17 protein-coding genes are annotated in these 17196 nt (G+C 51.1%); 4 read left to right on the top strand and 13 right to left on the bottom strand.

The genetic code is table 11. The features are described 5' to 3' along the window. Window positions 1–142 precede the first annotated feature (142 nt). Window positions 143–532: a CsbD family protein gene (locus tag C8E01_RS04870; protein WP_243409432.1), complete on the bottom strand. Its 390-nt coding sequence runs from the start codon at window positions 530–532 to the stop codon at window positions 143–145. A gap of 222 nt (window positions 533–754) precedes the next feature. Here C8E01_RS04870 and C8E01_RS04875 point away from each other — a divergent pair, with 222 nt between their 5' ends. Next, complete coding sequence (locus C8E01_RS04875) at window positions 755–985, top strand: Kazal-type serine protease inhibitor family protein (RefSeq protein WP_116542225.1); 231 nt, start codon at window positions 755–757, stop codon at window positions 983–985. Window positions 986–1002: 17 nt separating this feature from the next. Next, window positions 1003–1374: a cupin domain-containing protein gene (locus C8E01_RS04880; protein ID WP_116542226.1), complete on the top strand. Its 372-nt coding sequence runs from the start codon at window positions 1003–1005 to the stop codon at window positions 1372–1374. Window positions 1375–1717: 343 nt separating this feature from the next. Here the strand turns inward: C8E01_RS04880 and C8E01_RS04885 are convergent, their stop codons facing one another. The 9 genes from C8E01_RS04885 to C8E01_RS04920 all read right to left on the bottom strand — a co-directional run bounded on the left by C8E01_RS04885 (window position 1718) and on the right by C8E01_RS04920 (window position 9968). Continuing rightward, window positions 1718–2536, bottom strand: coding sequence for an enoyl-ACP reductase FabI (locus C8E01_RS04885; RefSeq protein ID WP_116542227.1), 819 nt, complete (start codon window positions 2534–2536; stop codon window positions 1718–1720). Window positions 2537–2737: 201 nt separating this feature from the next. Continuing rightward, complete coding sequence (gene recN / locus C8E01_RS04890; protein ID WP_116542228.1) at window positions 2738–4417, bottom strand: DNA repair protein RecN; 1680 nt, start codon at window positions 4415–4417, stop codon at window positions 2738–2740. 74 nt (window positions 4418–4491) lie between these two features. Continuing rightward, entirely contained in the window at window positions 4492–4722 is a 231-nt protein-coding gene (locus tag C8E01_RS04895; protein ID WP_116542229.1) for a hypothetical protein, read from the bottom strand. A 67-nt stretch (window positions 4723–4789) separates the two neighbouring features. Further along, window positions 4790–5695, bottom strand: coding sequence for a type IX secretion system protein PorD (porD, locus tag C8E01_RS04900; protein ID WP_116542230.1), 906 nt, complete (start codon window positions 5693–5695; stop codon window positions 4790–4792). Then, window positions 5688–6347, bottom strand: coding sequence for a bifunctional phosphopantothenoylcysteine decarboxylase/phosphopantothenate--cysteine ligase CoaBC (coaBC, locus tag C8E01_RS22090; RefSeq protein WP_207774866.1), 660 nt, complete (start codon window positions 6345–6347; stop codon window positions 5688–5690). Before coaBC ends, porD begins: the two co-directional genes overlap by 8 nt. Further along, entirely contained in the window at window positions 6331–6828 is a 498-nt protein-coding gene (locus C8E01_RS22095) for a flavoprotein (protein WP_317046895.1), read from the bottom strand. Before C8E01_RS22095 ends, coaBC begins: the two co-directional genes overlap by 17 nt. A gap of 68 nt (window positions 6829–6896) precedes the next feature. Beyond that, the gene (locus C8E01_RS04910) at window positions 6897–7223 is read right to left on the bottom strand and encodes a DNA-directed RNA polymerase subunit omega (RefSeq protein WP_076671991.1); all 327 of its coding nucleotides are present in this window, start codon (window positions 7221–7223) and stop codon (window positions 6897–6899) included. Between the two features lie 11 nt (window positions 7224–7234). Then, entirely contained in the window at window positions 7235–8059 is an 825-nt protein-coding gene (locus C8E01_RS04915) for an outer membrane protein assembly factor BamD (RefSeq protein ID WP_243409433.1), read from the bottom strand. 55 nt (window positions 8060–8114) lie between these two features. After that, window positions 8115–9968 (bottom strand): OstA-like protein, encoded by a 1854-nt coding sequence (locus tag C8E01_RS04920; protein ID WP_116542231.1) that lies wholly within the window; start codon window positions 9966–9968, stop codon window positions 8115–8117. A 121-nt stretch (window positions 9969–10089) separates the two neighbouring features. Between C8E01_RS04920 and tilS the strand changes: the two genes are divergently transcribed. Further along, entirely contained in the window at window positions 10090–11421 is a 1332-nt protein-coding gene (gene tilS / locus C8E01_RS04925; protein ID WP_116542232.1) for a tRNA lysidine(34) synthetase TilS, read from the top strand. Between the two features lie 175 nt (window positions 11422–11596). Then, on the top strand, window positions 11597–12538 hold the full coding sequence (gene mdh / locus C8E01_RS04930; RefSeq protein ID WP_116542233.1) for a malate dehydrogenase: 942 nt from the start codon (window positions 11597–11599) through the stop codon (window positions 12536–12538). A gap of 698 nt (window positions 12539–13236) precedes the next feature. Here the strand turns inward: mdh and C8E01_RS04935 are convergent. The 3 genes from C8E01_RS04935 to mutL form a co-directional block, all read right to left on the bottom strand. Then, on the bottom strand, window positions 13237–14151 hold the full coding sequence (locus C8E01_RS04935; RefSeq protein WP_116542234.1) for a rhomboid family intramembrane serine protease: 915 nt from the start codon (window positions 14149–14151) through the stop codon (window positions 13237–13239). 71 nt (window positions 14152–14222) lie between these two features. Further along, entirely contained in the window at window positions 14223–14984 is a 762-nt protein-coding gene (locus C8E01_RS04940; RefSeq protein ID WP_243409434.1) for a rhomboid family intramembrane serine protease, read from the bottom strand. Between the two features lie 129 nt (window positions 14985–15113). Further along, window positions 15114–16940: a DNA mismatch repair endonuclease MutL gene (gene mutL, locus C8E01_RS04945; RefSeq protein ID WP_116542236.1), complete on the bottom strand. Its 1827-nt coding sequence runs from the start codon at window positions 16938–16940 to the stop codon at window positions 15114–15116. Between the last annotated feature and the right edge of the window lie 256 nt (window positions 16941–17196).

Raw genomic sequence — 17196 nt, forward strand, 5'->3', positions numbered from 1 at the left:
AATTTCAACTGTTGACCTAATAACGAGGAAGCCATGTATTAAGTTATAACTATACTACAGTTTTATACTATACTGCATCTAAATAACGAAAAAAAGCTCAGCAAAACACTTTGCTGAGCTTTTAAATATGATCAGTATGCTTCTATAAGTCTCTGATCACCTTCATGATCTCATTCTTAGTCTTACCTAATTTCTGCTGCAAACGGCCCCAGAGTTCGTCTTCCTGTCCTTCTACATAAGTCAAGTCATCTTCTGTCAGTTCTGCGTAGTTCTTCTTCAGCTGGCCTTTTACGTCGTCCCAGGAGCCGCGCATTACCAGGCTGCTGCCATCATCAGTTACCTTGTTGCTCTCGAGCTTGTCCATCAGGTTTTTTACGGTACGCTCCAGTTCATCTCCTGCTTTGCTCAGCGTTCTCTTTAAGCTGTCGCGCGTATCCGGACCATTATTGGGGGCCAGCAGTATACCTGCGGCTACGCCTACTCCAATACCGGCCAGCGTGGCCAGCAAAATCTTTCCTTTTTCGTCGTTCATGTTGTTTATCATTTCTGGTGCTGTTTACTTGATAAGGCGTGGTTTCTTAAAATAGAAAGTATAGTCCTTATACTTGTATTCCATTAATTTTACGTTCCCTTACATACGGGGCGCTGCATACTTAGTTTGCAACATACTATTTTTGCGTGCAGGTTCTTCTAAGCCGTAGCTTACCTCTCTTTCTACCAACAAGTGCGTATAAACGATAACAAATAAAACACCATGAAAAAAACAGCTTTCGCAACGGCCTTCCTGGCTATGAGCGCCTTCTACTCCTGCAAAAACAGCGAAATTCTCTGCATCGATCAGGCCAAGATCAACCCCGATCAGATGTGCACTATGCAGTATGACCCCGTGTGCGGCTGCGACGGAAAAACCTACGGCAATGCCTGCGAGGCTGACCGGTCAGGCGTAACTTCCTATTCCAAGGGCGAGTGCTCCACCAAATCTTAAGCTATACCTGCCAGCCTATGACTGAGAAGAAATATTTTAAGCAGACCAAGCCATTCCGGGTACCTACCACAGACGGGAAACTGATAGAAGAGCACTTCGGCAAAGCCTCCACCCATACCGACTCCTTCAGCGTGGCGCATATGGTAGCCCCACCGCAGTGGAGCGAGCCGCACCAGACACCGGAGTTCGACGAGATCACGATCGTGCTGCGCGGCCGCAAGCTGATCGAGATCGACGGGGAGGAGGTAGTGGTAGAAGCCGGCGAGTCTATCCTGATCAAAGCCGGGTCACGCATCCGCTACTCCAACCCCTACGACGAGGAGACCGAGTACTGGTCCGTTTGCTTACCAGCGTTCGACTTCACCAAAGTGCATCGGGAGGAAGGTTGAGTCTAATTCATTCTGAATTTTATGGTCATTCTGAAAGGATCTTTTAAGTAAATAGCAAACGCTTAACTCGCTTCTACCAAGTTTCTTTACAGAATGAAATAAATTTTGAGATCACGCTTTAAAACGTAGCTAATCAAGTAGATAGGGGAGCTCAGGTGTCTCCAGTGGTCCCTTTGTGCTTGTTTTAGGAGGTATACATTCTCCTATACCTGTCTTCAAATTCCTCTTAAGCTGATAACATCAAAAAAGCCCTTGGCACATCTTGCACCAAGGGCTTTTCCTATTTCAGAGAATGCGAAATTCATTTACAAATCTTCACATCTCCATATTTTCAAATCTAATATTAAGACTGCTTATTGAGCATCTCTACTACATCCTCAGAAATACCCATGTAAGAGAAGCCGCCGTCGTGCATCAGGTTCTGCATGGTGACCATACGGGTCAGGTCTGAGAACAGGGTGATGCAGTAATCAGCGCAAGACTCAGCAGAGGCGTTACCCAGTGGCGACATCTTGTCGGCATAGTCATAGAACGCGTCGAAACCACCCACGCCGGTACCGGCTGTAGTTTTAGTTGGCGACTGCGATACCGTGTTTACGCGCACTTTCTTCAGGTTACCGAAACGGTGACCGTAGTTGCGGGCAATCGACTCAAGCAATGCCTTGGCATGCGACATGTCCGTGTAGTCTGGGAACACACGCTGGGCTGCTATATAAGAAAGGGCCACAACCGAACCCCACTCGTTCATGGCGTCCTGCTTCTCAGCTACGTGCATCACTTTGTGGAAAGACAGCGCCGAGATATCCAGCGTCTTCTGGAACCACTCGTAGTTCAGATCGCCGTACGATTTGCCTTTGCGGATGTTCGGGCTCATGCCAATGGAGTGCAGTACGAAGTCGAGCTTACCGCCTAAAATCTCCTGTGCTTTGTCGAACAGGTTTTCCAGATCCTCTACAGAAGTGGCATCAGCAGGTATAATCTGTGCGTTGCAGGCCTCAGCCAGTTTATTGATCTCACCCATACGCATCGCGATCGGGGCGTTGGTCAGCACAAACTCAGCGCCCTCTTCTTTGGCACGCATGGCCACTTTCCAGGCAATAGACTTTTCGTCAAGCGCTCCGAAAATGATTCCTTTCTTTCCTTTAAGCAGATTATAAGACATGTATTTGTCAGGTTAATGTTTTAAAATTTCATGATTCCCGCCAGACAGGTATAGCCAACGCAAATCAGGCAGCAATATAGTAATTACTAGGTATAACTCAAGTTCAAAGCAGTCAACATTCACATAAGCTGGCTTCTCTGTTTTCTCCCTCTCCTATCCTAGGAACAGAATTCTAAGCAAAGGAATGTTCCTTTAGAGGATTTACAGCGACAGCAGTTCTTTGGCGCTCTTATAAGCGCTTGCACTTGGGTTGGCGCCTGCGATCATGTGGGCAATTTCATCTACCCGCTCCTTCTCACTCAGTTTTTTGATGCGGCTGATCGTGCGGTCTTCGGTGTCGTGCTTGTACACAAAATAGTGTGAGTTACCCTGCGCAGCTATCTGCGGCAAATGCGATATGGCAATGATCTGGTGCTTCTGTGCCATCTGCTGCATCATCCTGCCTACTTTCACGGCTACCTCACCCGATATACCTGTGTCGATCTCGTCGAATACGATGGTTGGCAAAGCTGTCTTATCGGCCAGCATATACTTGATGCTTAGCATCAGTCGGGAGAATTCACCACCGGAGGCTGCCTTGACCAACGATTGCGGCTGCGCTCCTTTGTTGGCGCTGAACAGGATGCTGATTTCGTCGGTACCAGTAGCAGTAGGTGCGGCGGCTTTGTGCTGAATAACAATGCGGGCGTTCGGCATCCCGAGTTCGGCCAGCAAGGTATAGAGTTCTTTCTCGAACTGGCCAAACGAAACTTTGCGACGCTCCGAAAGCACGGCGGCCTTCTCCAGCATTTCCTTTTCTGCTTCTTTCATCGCTCTTTCAGTGCTCGATAGGGCATTGTCCAGGTTGAGTACGCTGCCTACTTTGGCTTCTAGTTCGCGCTGTATCTCGAGGAGTTCCGCAATGGTTTGTACCTGGTGCTTGCGCTGCAAGGTATAGATGGTGTTCAGGCGCTCCTGCACCTCCGTGGTGCGGGCCGGGTCTGCTTCGGTGCGGCGCTCAGCGTCTTCCAGTTCGCCGGCCACGTCGTTTAGCTCGATCATGCAGCTCTCGGTGCGTGTGCGGAGCTCTTCATACTTCGGTGAAAAAGCAGCCAACTGGTTGATCAGCTGCACGGTATCTTTCAGCGCTGAAGTGATATTGAACTCGGATTCCGTCAGGTACTGCACCGCCTGGGTCAGCTTCAGTTTGATATCCTCCGCGTTCTCCAGTTCCTTCAACTCTGTCTCGAGCTGCTCCTGTTCGTCTTGCTGCAGGTTGATCTCTTCGAGTTCGTTGAGCAGGAAGGTGTTGTAATCCAGCTCCTTTTGTGCCTGTGCCAGCTGGTCGGTCAGTTTTTTGTAGTCGCCTTCCAGCTTCTTATACCTGCGGTACGTCTCGTTATAGTCTTTCAGGTATGAGAGATTGCCCGCGTAGATGTCCAGTGAGGTGTTACCGGCATAAATATCGAGGATGTTTAACTGAAAGCTGGTATCACCCAGCTGCAGCGTGTCGTGCTGCGAGTGGATGTCCATCAGGTTCTCCCCTATTTTGCGCAGCACGTCAAGCGTTACGGGCGTGTCATTCACAAAGGCGCGCGACTTTCCGCTGGGGCTGATCTCGCGACGCAGAATGCACTGGTCATCAAAGTCCAGGTCTTCGGCTACAAACACCTCTTTGAGGTTGTACTGCGAAATATCAAACACCCCTTCGATCACGCACTTCTGCTCCTGGTTAAAAAGCAGCTTGGAATCGGCGCGATTGCCGAGCAGCAAACCGATAGCGCCCAGCATAATGGACTTACCGGCACCGGTTTCGCCGGTTATAATATTGAGCACCGGCGATGGATTCATTTCCAGCTGCTCTATCAGTGCGTAGTTTTTTATTTTAAGATCAATCAGCATATATCCGATGCAAGACGTTCGTCACAAGGTATAAGACTTAACGCCCGGACTTAGTTCGATAATTCAGGTGTATTTTAATAAGGTGCTTCTATGTCGTAAATCACTTCTTCTACCTCCGCCACAGGTATGGTGTGCTTGCTGCGCCGGCCGTCCAGCAACTCCAGTTCTTCTGCTGAAACATGTTGCAGCACGCCCTGCACAACCAACCGGGTGCTCAACACCACTTGCACTGTCTGCTGTTGCAGCAGTTCGGGCAGGTGGTCAGCCAATTTGCTCCGATAGATCCTGATCTGGCGTTTGCCCATAGGTATAGCGCGCAGGTATAGCTACGCCCCGTGAAGATACGCGCTTTCTGTGAAATTTGGAAAAGGCTTAGCGCTGGAGTAGCACTTCGTATTTGGTGTTGTTGGTAGGGTCCACCTGCGTGAGCAAGGTATAGGCGGCCTGCTTATCGGCGGGAGCAGCAGTTTTGAAGACATTCACTAACTCATCTGACTTGGCTTCAAAGAAAGAGCGGATGATTGCCGCGCCGGGCTTTTGCTGCGATATCTTCTGGATATTGCGCAACACCTCAAGCGTAACCTTGCGGGCTTTCTCCGGGTCCTGCACCATCAGGTCCATCCCCTGGCGGTGCATGGTGTAGATGCCCTCCCGAAAAGGTACAAACACCGGATCCTGCAGGTTATCTATCATCCAGTAGCGGTTGCGGTTACCCTCAAACGGACGCCAACCCGGGAAAATAGAGTTCTGTGAAGCAGCCAGGTTGAGAATACCACGTGCTCTGTCGAAAGCGGGAGAACCGCCTAGCTTGGCAAAGCTATCGTTGTCCATGCCGATGATCATGTAAGCATAGTAAGCCAGCATGGCGGATAGGTTGCCCGTGAAGTTGTTTTCGGCAAAGTCGAGGGGCTGTGCTTCGTTGAACTGGAAAAGCCAGTCACGGTCAATAAAGGAGAAAAGCGTGGATTCGTAGCCAGTGCCATAGGCTGGACGCACCGATACGACCTGTACATTGGCCCGAAAGGTTCCTACCTCAGGCATTTCGGTCAGATTAATCAAGATGCGGCATTTGATGCGCTCATCCACCCGATAGGACTGGTTCGTCCAGCGGCGGTTGTTCATAAACTCGAAAATGCGGTTCTGCATCTCGGTGAACAGTTGCCGGTCTGCAAAAGCTACCTGTTCGCTGTTGACCACCACATCACACTGCAACTCCTGGGCACGAGCTCCCAAGGCCATTCCCATCACACACAGCAAAACAAACAGTCGCTTAAGCATAGAGTCTCTCCCAGATCAGGTTGACGATATCCTGCGCCACTTCGCTTTTGTGTTTAAGATCAAAAGCGGTGGTGGTATCTTTCTCAATAATAGTGATTTTATTTGTATCATGCTTAAAACCAGCGCCCGGATCGTTGAGCGAGTTGAGCACAATCATGTTCAGGTTCTTTTTATGCAGCTTTTCGCGGGCATTGCTGGCTTCGTTGTCCGTTTCCAGGGCAAAGCCTACGGCAAACTGATTTTTCCGCTTCTCTTTACCAAGCGCCGCTGCTATATCAACGTTCTTTACGAGTTCGATGGTCAGTTCGTCACCGGCTTTTTTTATTTTGCGGTCGGCCACCACTTTGGGTTTGTAATCGGCTACGGCGGCGGCAAACACCCAAATGTCAGCCGCGGGAGCCAGCTGCTTCACGGCCGCATACATCTCGTCGGCTGTCGTAACAGGTATAACCGTTATACCTTCGTGCTGCGCCTGCAAGTTGGTGGGACCTGCCACCAGCTTTACCTGAGCGCCACGCTGGGCAAAGCATTCGGCCAGTGCATAGCCCATTTTACCGGTCGAGTGGTTCCCGATAAAGCGCACCGGATCAATAGGTTCGTAAGTCGGGCCGGCGGTCAGGATAACCGTCTTACCCTTAAACAGTTTTTCCAATGCCTGAAAAGTGGTTTTCTAGTACGCGTATAATTTCCTCGGGCTCTGCCATACGCCCCTGCCCTACTAGTCCGCTGGCCAGCTCGCCATACCCTGCTTCGATGATGAAGTTACCATAGCCACGCAGTTTGGTAAAGTTGGCCTGCACTGCCGGGTGCTGGTACATATCCAGGTCCATGGCCGGGGCCACAAACACCGGGCAGCGTGCCGACAAATAGGTAGCTGAAAGCAGGTTGTCGCAAAAGCCGTTGGCGAATTTGGCCACCGTGTTGGCACTGGCGGGTGCTACTACCATGGCATCGGCCCAAAGGCCCAGTTCCACGTGGTTGTTCCAGACGCCCTGCTCATTGAGTACAAACTCGGTGAGCACTGGCCGTTTGGATAGGGTAGCCAATGTGAGCGGGGTTATAAAGGCAGAAGCAGAAGTGGTCAGGATCACCTGCACTTCTGCTTCTGCTTTCACGAGTAGGCGGACCAGCATGGCTGCTTTATACGCAGCTATACTTCCGCAAACCCCCAATACTATTTTCCGGTTCCGGAGCATGCGCCTTACAGCGACAGTTCTTCGCCTTCTTCGTCTGGTGTTCGCACGTATACTTTAGCTTCCAGGAACTCCTCGATGGCAAGGCTGGTAGGCTTTGGCAGACGTTCGTAATACTTAGAAATTTCGATCTGCTCACGGTTCTCGAATACCTCCTCCAGGTTGTCCACAGTAGTGGCAAACTCAGCCAGTTTAGAGTTCAACTCTTCTTTCAGCTTCACAGAGATCTGGTTGGCTCTTTTAGAGATAACCGCAACAGACTTGTACACATTACCGGTCTGCTCTGCAAAGTCGGCCATGTTACGGGTAACGATTGATGATGGAACGATTGCCATATATACTTGATTTATGAATTGCTTGGGTTATTTTTCTTTATTTTCTCGATCTCCGACTGGGTATTGGTATATACCTGCTCGGCACTTCGCAGATAGCTACTGTCCGGATACTGGTCGATGAAGGCCTGGTAAAAATCAATGGCTTCCATAAAACGCTCCTGCTGCTTGTCCGGCACGCTTTCCAGCGCAAAGCGGTACTGCGCGTCTATTCTCAGGTATGAGGCCTGCTCGCTGTAAGGCGAAGACGGATTTTCACGCAAAAAGTTTGTGAATGCCACCACAGCCGACTTGTAATAACGCAGCTTGTAGTATAGCCGGGCACTCTCAAAGGCCTTCAGATCCAGTTTGGCACTTAGATCATCAAACATGGTATTGGCCTCTGCCGTGTACTGACTGTTCGGGTGGCGCACCAAAAATTCCTGAATCGACTCCATGGCCGTTACGGTGCTGGTCTGGTCTTGCTCAAAGTCCGGCGAATCGTTGTAGAGCGACTTGGCCTGCAGGAACATAGCCTCCTCAGCTAGTTCGCTACGTGGGTATGTTTCGTAGAAGGTGCGGAACTGAAAGGCGCTCAGCATGTATTCCCGCTGCTGATAATGCGTATTGGCGTAGTAGAAACGGGCTTTTTCAGCCTCTTCCCTACCCGTCATCAAAGGCATGACCTGCTCCAGCAGTTGGTTTGCACGGTAGTAGTCCCCTTTCTCGTAATACTCGAGCGCGGCTTTGTATTTCAGGTCAACGTCGTTGCTCTTCAATAGCTTTTGAAAGTTGCTGCAGCTGGTTGCAAAAACCAACAGGCACAACATTACGACGGTATGCAGGATTCCTTTGTTCATGAACGGGCAAAATTATACAATATCCCTGTGATTTACAAGCGTGAATATACAGCGTTTACTGGCGGACTGGTGTCTGCTTGGCAGCTCCTGCAGCTGGCTTTTTGCGCTGAGGCTGGCCTGACTTCGTGCCGGTTGCTTTGCCTTTGGCGGGCGTAGCAGCTTTCGCAGGCGGAGTCGGCTCTTTTACCGGTGCACGTGGCGCCAGCACCTCTTTCTTGTCTGGCCTCAGTTCCTCTAGCCAGGCAAATCCCTCCAGCCTTCGGTCAGAGGCCTGCAGCTCGTGCGGCGGTATGAACTTCGCGTCCGGATTTACAAGAAACGAAATAGACTTCACTTTATTTTCCGCAAAGTTTAAAACCATATCGCTACATACGGCCCGGTTCATACCTGTCAGCACCGAATCGCCCTCCAGCGCAAAATAGATGCTCTCACCATTGCCATTCACATTCACCCGCCGCATACGACCGTCCTGAAAATGCGCCACCATGTTGCGGCCTTTTACCTGGTTGTAATTCTGCAGCGAGTCTTCGGAGGTAATAAAGGAGTTGCTGAAGACATACATTTTGTCAATGGTTTTGTTGCGCATGTGGATGCGGATGGTATCGCCCACAATCTGGCTTTGCTCGCTCCATAACGTTGGGTTGCGGTGCATGTACATGAGCGAGTCGGTACGGTTGTAACTGAGGGAGTCGCAGGTGCCCTGCAGGTCTGACTTATAGATCTTCACGTTATTAAAGGCAAACAGCATGCTCGGCTGCCCGTCTGCTTTCGCCTCGCGGGAAATAAGCGAGTCGGCAGCCATGTACAAGGTATCGCCATCCATAATCGTCTCCATTACCGGGCTGCCCCATACCTTGGCCACGCCCTGCTCGCGCCAATAGCGGCCGACCTGGCCGCGTATGGTCACATCGTCTTTGAGGGAACGCATGGTCATGTTCACCTTCGCCTCGCCGTAGCCACGGGCTTCGTCATAGTACAGGTCATCTCCTCCCAGCCGGTACTCCGGCGTCACGATATACGCATTGCGACCAAAGCGCGACACCTTAGTAACGGTATTATAAGTACCCTGCTCAGCATAAAGGTCGCCATTCTGGCCTTTGATAAAAGTCGGCCCCTGGAAGTAAACTACCTTGCTCTCCGTGTTGTAGCGCATGTTCTGCGCCGTAATCTCATAGTCTGGCGAGAACACTTTCACGTTTTGCTGGAAAGTGAAGACTTTGGTGTTGGTGTCATACGTGCCACGCTGGCTCTGCAGGCGGTTTTCCGGCTGCACAATGGTGCCGCCTTCGGTATAAACAGCCGTACGGGAATCCAGGTTGTAGTCCAGGGTTGGCGTCGTAAGCGTCATGTTGGGGTCCTGCATGGTCACGCCGCCGCTCATTTTAGCGGTGCGCCCGTTGCCATCATAAATAGCTTTCGCCCCAGTCATGGTAACGGTATCACCCTGGTTTATACGCACGTTGCTGAATGCCTCCAATATATTACTATCACGGTACTGGTACACGGAGTCAGCGTAAAGCAATGTCTCCTTCTGCTGAAATATAACGTTGCCGATCAACTTTGTAACACGCCTGCCATTGATCGTGGTACCGATAAATTCATCAGCACCCTTCAATTCCACCCGATCCTGTTGCCCCTGCTGCTGAGGGCCTTGCTGCGCCGGTGTCTGGCTAGGACGCGCCGTATCCTGCGGTGAGGTGCGGGGTTGCTGAGGGGCCTGCTGCGGCTGGTTGAGGCGCGGCTGGGGTGGCTGTTGCTGCGGCACAATTTTGGGCGGCTGCGGCGGACGTACCTGCTGCGTGGCCTGGCGCGGATTCACAGGCGGCTTCTGCTGCTGCTGCTCCTGCGCCAAAACTGTCAGCGACAATAGCGTAAAGAGAATAGAATAAACTAATTTTGTGATGTTCATGCTTTATGGACAAAAGACAATGACCTGTCAGGACTAACGTTTTATGCCGACGCTCCTATACCTGCGGGCCCTTGCCTGTTCTTAACTTCAAAATTATAAAAAATATACCAGCCGCTGCCTTATGCTACAGAAAGTTTCCGGTTTCATCCAATCCCACCAACTCTGCCAACCCGATAGCAAGCTATTAGTAGCCGTGAGTGGCGGCATCGACTCCATTGTGCTGTGCGAAGCGCTGCACCAACTCAAGTATATGTTTGCCATTGCGCACTGCAACTTCGGGCTGCGCGCCGAGGACGCGGAGGCCGACCAGCTCTTCGCCAAAAAGCTGGCCAAAAAGTACGAGGTGCCCTTCTTTACCGAGAATTTCGATACCCAAGCCTTTGCTGCGCAGGAGAAACTCTCGATCCAGATGGCAGCCCGCACACTCCGCTATACCTGGTTTGAACAGGTACGGCAGAAGGAAGGTTACGACTACATCGCCACAGCCCACCATAGCAACGACCTGACAGAGACCATATTGCTTCATCTGACCAAAGGCACAGGTATAGCCGGGCTGCACGGTATACCTGCCAAAAACGGCCACATCATCCGCCCGATGCTCACTGTCACCAAAGACGATATCTTTGACTTCGTGACCGAGCAACGGCTCATCTGGCGCGAGGACACCTCGAACGAGACGACCAAGTACCAGCGCAACAAAATCAGGCACGAGGTAATTCCGGTTCTCAAGGAAATCAACCCGAAACTGGAGGAAACTATGCAGCACACAGCCGAGCGGGTAAGTCAGGCCGAAGCCATTGTGCACGCCTACATCGACAACCTGCGCCTGCAAAGTATAAAGGAGACCGAAGACGCCGTATACCTGTCGCTGGTGCCGCTACAAAACGCCACCGGCTTGCCCGTGGTGCTTCACGAACTGCTACGCCCTTTCAACTTCAGTTATTCTGTGGTGCTGGAATTGGTGGAGGCGCTGGACGGGCTATCAGGCAAACAGTTTGACTCTCCGAGCCACAGCCTGGTAAAGGACCGCGACCAACTCGTGATCACGCCCCGCAACCTGAGTCGCTTTGGAAGTATAACGATAGCCGAGGGCCAGACTGAAGTAGACGAAGAGCACGTGCAGCTAAGCCTACGCTACGTGCCGGCCAACGAGTATAAGTTCAACACCAAGCCGCATGTGGCTGCCTTAGACGCTGGCCTACTCAAGTTCCCGCTGAAGTTACGCCCCTGGCAGGAAGGCGACTGGTTTGTACCGCTGGGTATGAACGGCAAAAAGAAGATCAGCGATTTTTTGATCGATAAGAAGATCCCGGCCAACCTCAAAGCCAAAACGCTGGTATTGGTATCAGAGCAGTCTATTGCCTGGATTGTGGGCCAACGGCTGGACAACCGCTTTAAAGTAACGGAGAAGACCGAGCAAGTGCTGGAGATATCATTGCAGCGGAAGTCTTAAGCTACGTGACAAAGGATATCCTGATAAAGGATAAAAAATGTGATAGTAGAAAATTGAAAATCTATTATCTTTTGCCACTCAGTCTTTTGTCCAAAAAACACGCTTTTAACAATAGATTTTTCTAATTTTACGGAAGTAAACCGAATCTCAAACCATAATTAAAGTATATCCTACAATGAAAGTAACCGTAGTTGGAGCTGGTAACGTGGGTGCAACATGCGCCGATGTATTGGCTTACCGCGAAATCGCGAACGAAGTAGTTTTAGTGGATATTAAAGAAGGTTTTGCTGAGGGCAAAGCGCTTGATATCTGGCAGAAAGCCCCCATCAACCTATACGACACGCGCACTGTCGGCGTAACCAACGACTATACCAAAACTGCTGGTTCTGACGTGGTAGTGATTACCTCTGGTCTGCCACGCAAGCCAGGTATGACGCGCGACGACCTGATCTCTACCAACGCCGGTATCGTGCAGTCGGTAACTGAGAACATCGTAAAGCACTCGCCTGACGCCATCATCATCGTGGTTTCTAACCCTCTTGACGTGATGACGTACGCAGCGCACATCACTTCCAAGCTGCCACGCACCCGCGTAATGGGTATGGCCGGTATCCTGGACACTGCCCGTTACCGTGCATTCCTGGCTGAGGCCCTGAACGTATCTCCAAAAGACATCCAAGCAGTGTTGATGGGTGGCCACGGCGATACCATGGTGCCGCTTCCACGCTACACTACTGTGGGTGGTATACCTGTAACGGAGCTCATCGACGAAGAAACTCTGAACGCAATTGTTGACCGCACCAAGAACGGTGGTGGTGAACTGGTGAAACTGATGGGTACTTCTGCCTGGTACGCACCAGGTTCTGCAGCTGCTCAGATGGTGGAGGCAATCGTGCGCGACCAGCGCCGTGTGTTCCCTGTTTGCGTGAAGCTCGAAGGTGAGTACGGCATCGATGGCGTATACCTGGGTGTTCCGGTAATTCTGGGCAAAAACGGTATCGAGAAGATCATCGAACTGCAACTGAACGAAGACGAGAAGCAACTGCTGGAAACGTCACGCGGTCACGTGAAAGAAGTAATGGACGCGCTCGACAACATCAACGCCGCCAAAGCTTAATCGCTATACCTTACTTATCCATACGAAAAGCGCCGTTTCTGCAAAGGAGCGGCGCTTTTTTATTGTCTGAATCAGGATTTACAGGATTAGTGGATTCACAGGATTTTCATGCACGATTGTCATCCCCCTACCCCTTCTTTTTAGAGGGCCCCTACCCCCAGAGGGGAATTTCTGCCACAGCCGAATCACAGGTATGAACTGAGTAGTTGCAGCAGTTCCTTTGCTGTACCGGGTCCAACCACCCCTAACCCCTCCTTATCCAAGGCGGGGAACTGCTCCAACTAGCGGTCAACGGGTATAATCTTTATAGTTCCTGTGACAGACCACTGGCAGGTATAGGAGACTAACTTGCACGCTCACAACGAAGCAGATAACTTTAGCCAAGTGCACTTTTCGGCGCTCCACTGTTCGAGCGTTCAGCGAGTGGGGGTAGGGGCCCTCGATTTGGAGCGTCTTGATTTTTTTGCCTACTGGGGGTAGGGGCCCTCTTTCTTTTTATCAAGAAAAAAAGTAGGGCCCGCCCGGCCAGGGCAAGCAATGAAACAAATAAGGAAGCTATACCTGCGAAAGGCATTAGCTACAGAGCAAACTAAGCTATACTTGGGCAAGAGGCTCCACCATAGTAGTCACGAGCGTGATCGCTCGCGCCATAGCATAAAGGCCCCACGCTGGCTAAGCGAGAAAACAGTTATACCTGATTAATCCTTCTGACTTGCCTGAAACAGCTTCTGCTTCTCTTCTTTGGAAAGGCTCTCGTAACCCGACACCGAAATCTTATCCAGAATCAGGTCGATTTCCATTTGGCTGGGCTTGCCGGCATACCCTGTGTGGTAGCCGGTGGAAGGACGGGAATCATTCCCTACTGTGGCTTTTTGGCGATGCGTTACTTTCAGCTTTGGACGACGCTTGAAGAGGTTGGTAAAGAAATCCATGGTGCTATGTAAAGGTCGGCCCATGTCGCGGCCGCGCTGCAGTTGTTTCACGAAGAGCCAGCCAAACAGGGCACCTCCTAAGTGGGCGATGTTACCACCGGCATTATCACCTACAGCGCCGGAGATAGACAAGATCACCAGAAAAGCCGCGATATACTTGATGCGAACAGGACCGATCAGGATCAGGTTGAAGGTATAGTTCGGAATCAACGTCGCAGACGCAACAACCACTGCAAGCACACTGGCCGAAGCACCGATCATCACGGCGTAGGCAGCACGGTCGGCAAAGTATGGGATCAGGTTGTAGCTTAGCATGTAGAGCAAGCCACCGGCTATACCTCCTAATATATAAAGGCTCAGCAATTTCTTCTCGCCGAGGTACTCCCTGATCAGTTGCCCGAACCAGTACAGGTTGAGCATGTTGAAGATGATGTGCAGGAAACCTTCGTGGGTGAAGAAATACGATATGATCGTCCAGGGACGGGTGATGAAAACGAGCGGGTCAGAGGGCAGCGCGATAAAGCGCATCAGCCCCGTGTAAGCCCAGCTGCTACTGGTCAGGTACAGCACTGTACGAAGCACGATCAAAGTCACAAAAACGATGACGTTGATGAGAATCAGTTGCTTCAGGGTGTTGTTTTGCTGCCGGAAAGAGTCTTTTATGTCTTGGAGAATGCTCATTATACCTGTTAGCTGAAAAGAGCGGAAAGGCTTTTGCGCCCTGCTATCTTATATACCTATTGTTTTTACTATTACGTATCCTGATAATCGTTGCGTTGCCACATTTTTATAAGAATATACGCAAACAGCATACCGCCGAGGTGTGCGAAGTGCGCCACGTTGTCGCCCGGCACCCTGTTAAAGCCCGCATACAGCTCGTAACCCCCGTATAGGAGCACAAAATACTTGGCCTTGATGGGGACGGGCAGGAACAGCAGGAAGAGTTCGAGATTTGGAAACAGCATACCAAAGGCCATCAGAATACCGAACACGGCCCCCGAGGCTCCCAGCATTGGCATATTGAATGCCTGGTTAAAAACAGCCGTAACGGCTTTCTTGCTTTCTGCTATATACCCTTCGTTATCCGGATTGCGCTGGTATTCTATCGCAAAGCGTTTCTCGTATCCACCCGCGTAGTGGGACTCCATAAAATTATAGAAACCCGCTGGCGTAGGACTCTCGATGTACTGCACCGCCTCGTTTTCAATCGTGTTCAGCTCGTAAGCCCGCACACCAGAGTAGAGCATACTGGCTCCCAGACCAGTGATCAGGTAAAAGCTCAGAAAACGCTGCGGTCCCCAGAACCGCTCCAGTAAAGGGCCAAAGATGAACAAGCTGAACATGTTGCTGAACAAATGCGCCCAGCCGCCATGCAGGAACATGTGCGTGAATATCTGGACCGGCTGGAAATAGTCGGAGCCGAAGTGGTGCAGCGCAAATGATCGGTAGTCGAACACACCATTTGCTTGCAGTATGAACACCACCACGTTGATGATCAGGAGGTTCCTGACCATGGGGGTTATATTGAACATCTTATCTTCTTTTTCTCGCGTCGCTTGCTATATCTGTAGTCCCTATACCTGAGCTTGACAAAAGCTTAAATTAAAACAACAATTTAACAATCAACCATTTAACAATTCAAATCACCCCTTCTGGAAAAGATCATGCAGCTGATTAAGCTCCATGATGACCAGCGTCTTCTGTCCGCCGGGGGTATAGTTGGGCACTTCGCAACCAAACAGCTTGTCTACGAGGGAGTTCATCTCGAGGTCCGACATGCGCGGCTGCAGCTTGGAGGCCAGTCGCTTGGCCATGGCCCGGGCAAGGTTCTCCCGCTTATCAAGCTTCAAGGTGGCCAAATTGTTTTTGTACTGTTCGATCAGCTCCTCAAGTAGCTCTTTTTCGTTGGCGGCCTGTACGTCGGCAGGTATAGCGTTCAGGATGATGGTGTTACCGCCAAAGTCCTCAAATTGAAAACCCAGCTCCTGAAACTCTGCCCGAAGCTCCTTTACCAACGCCGAATCAGCCGGCGAAAGCTCAATGGTCTGCGGGAAAAGAAGTGCCTGCGAGGTCACCATTTTTTTCTGCAGCGAGGCCATGTATTTTTCAAAAAGAATCCGCTCCTGCGCCGCCTGCTGGTCGATGATCATCACACCCGACTTCACCTGCACCAACAAGTACTTGTGATGCACCTGCAAAGTTTTGCTGGAGGTGGTCATGGGCGCGGCAAACGTATCGTCGAGCAAGCCCATACCGGATGGGGACGTAATCCGCTCCTCCTGTTGCTGCATTGGCTGACCATTCCTCAGCGGCTCGTAGAGCTGTTCCCAGCCACTGGCACTGGCCTTTTTAGGCGAGGATGGTACTTTAAAGCCTGGGAACGTGCCTTCTTTCTCAAACCCCTCTCCCCCATGCTGCATGCGAATCGGCTGCAGCGGGGCAAAGTTCACGTCACTCTGGAAATCGAGCGAAGGGGCAATGTTGTGCGTCCCCAGCGATTTCCTCACCGCGGCATGCACGATGGCGTACACCGTCTTCTCGTCCTCAAACTTGATCTCGGTCTTAGTCGGGTGCACGTTGATGTCGATCCGCTCCGGCTCAATGTCGATGAAAAGCACATAGAAGGGATGGCTGTCTTTTGGCAGGAGCCCTTCGTAGGCCGTCATGACGGCATGGTTGAGGTAGCCGCTCTTGATAAAACGGTTGTTCACGAAGAAGAATTGCTCGCCGCGGGTCTTCTTGGCAAACTCTGGCTTGCCGATGTAGCCGCGCACACTCATAAAGGGCGTTTCTTCCTCGCAGCCGGCCATTTGCTCTTTATAGTTGTTGCCAAACACGCCCACAATGCGCTGGCTCAGCTTACCGGCCGGCAGCGTGAATATTTCCACGTCGTTGTGGTGCAGCGTGAAAGCCACTTCCGGGTAAGCCAAGGCCACCCGCTGAAACTCGTCCAGGATATGACGCATCTCCACCGCATTCGTCTTTAGGAAATTGCGGCGGGCGGGTACATTATAAAAGAGATTCTTGACAGCAATCGATGTGCCGGCAGATACAGCGGCTGGCTCCTGCGCAGCTACTGTGGAGCCCTCTACCAGCAAGCGTGTACCCGTTTCGGCGCCGTGCGGTTTGGTTTTGAGCTCTACCTGCGCCACTGCCCCGATAGAGGCCATGGCCTCTCCCCTAAAACCCATCGTCCGGATTCGGAAAAGATCTTCTGTGGATTTGATTTTAGAGGTAGCATGTCGCTCGAAGCACATGCGAGCGTCTGTTTCCGACATACCGATCCCATTGTCCACTACCTGCACCAGTTGTTTGCCAGCATCCTTCACGATCAGTTGCACGCTGGTAGCGCGGGCGTCAATGGCGTTCTCAAGCAACTCCTTCACCACCGACGAGGGCCGCTGCACCACTTCGCCTGCGGCAATCTGGTTGGCAAGGTAATCGGGCAATAAGTGTATAATATCGGACATCCGCTATTTCAAATCAATTTGGTGGTATCTTCCCTTCAAAGCACCCAATTTCCGAAATCGGCCGGGTTTTTGAATATACTATTTTGTCAAAACAGAACTTATTCGGAATGAATTTTATTACTAATTTACAGACCGGTTGCATCAAGTGACCGGAAATTAGAGTTCTTCCGGATTCTGATTCTGACAAAAGAAGCTATATGGCTTGTGTCTCTTGAGGCGTTAGCACTGGCAAGAACCATCCACCACACCGCCTAAG

This window comes from Pontibacter virosus (assembly GCF_003096355.1).
Lineage (GTDB): Bacteria > Bacteroidota > Bacteroidia > Cytophagales > Hymenobacteraceae > Pontibacter > Pontibacter virosus.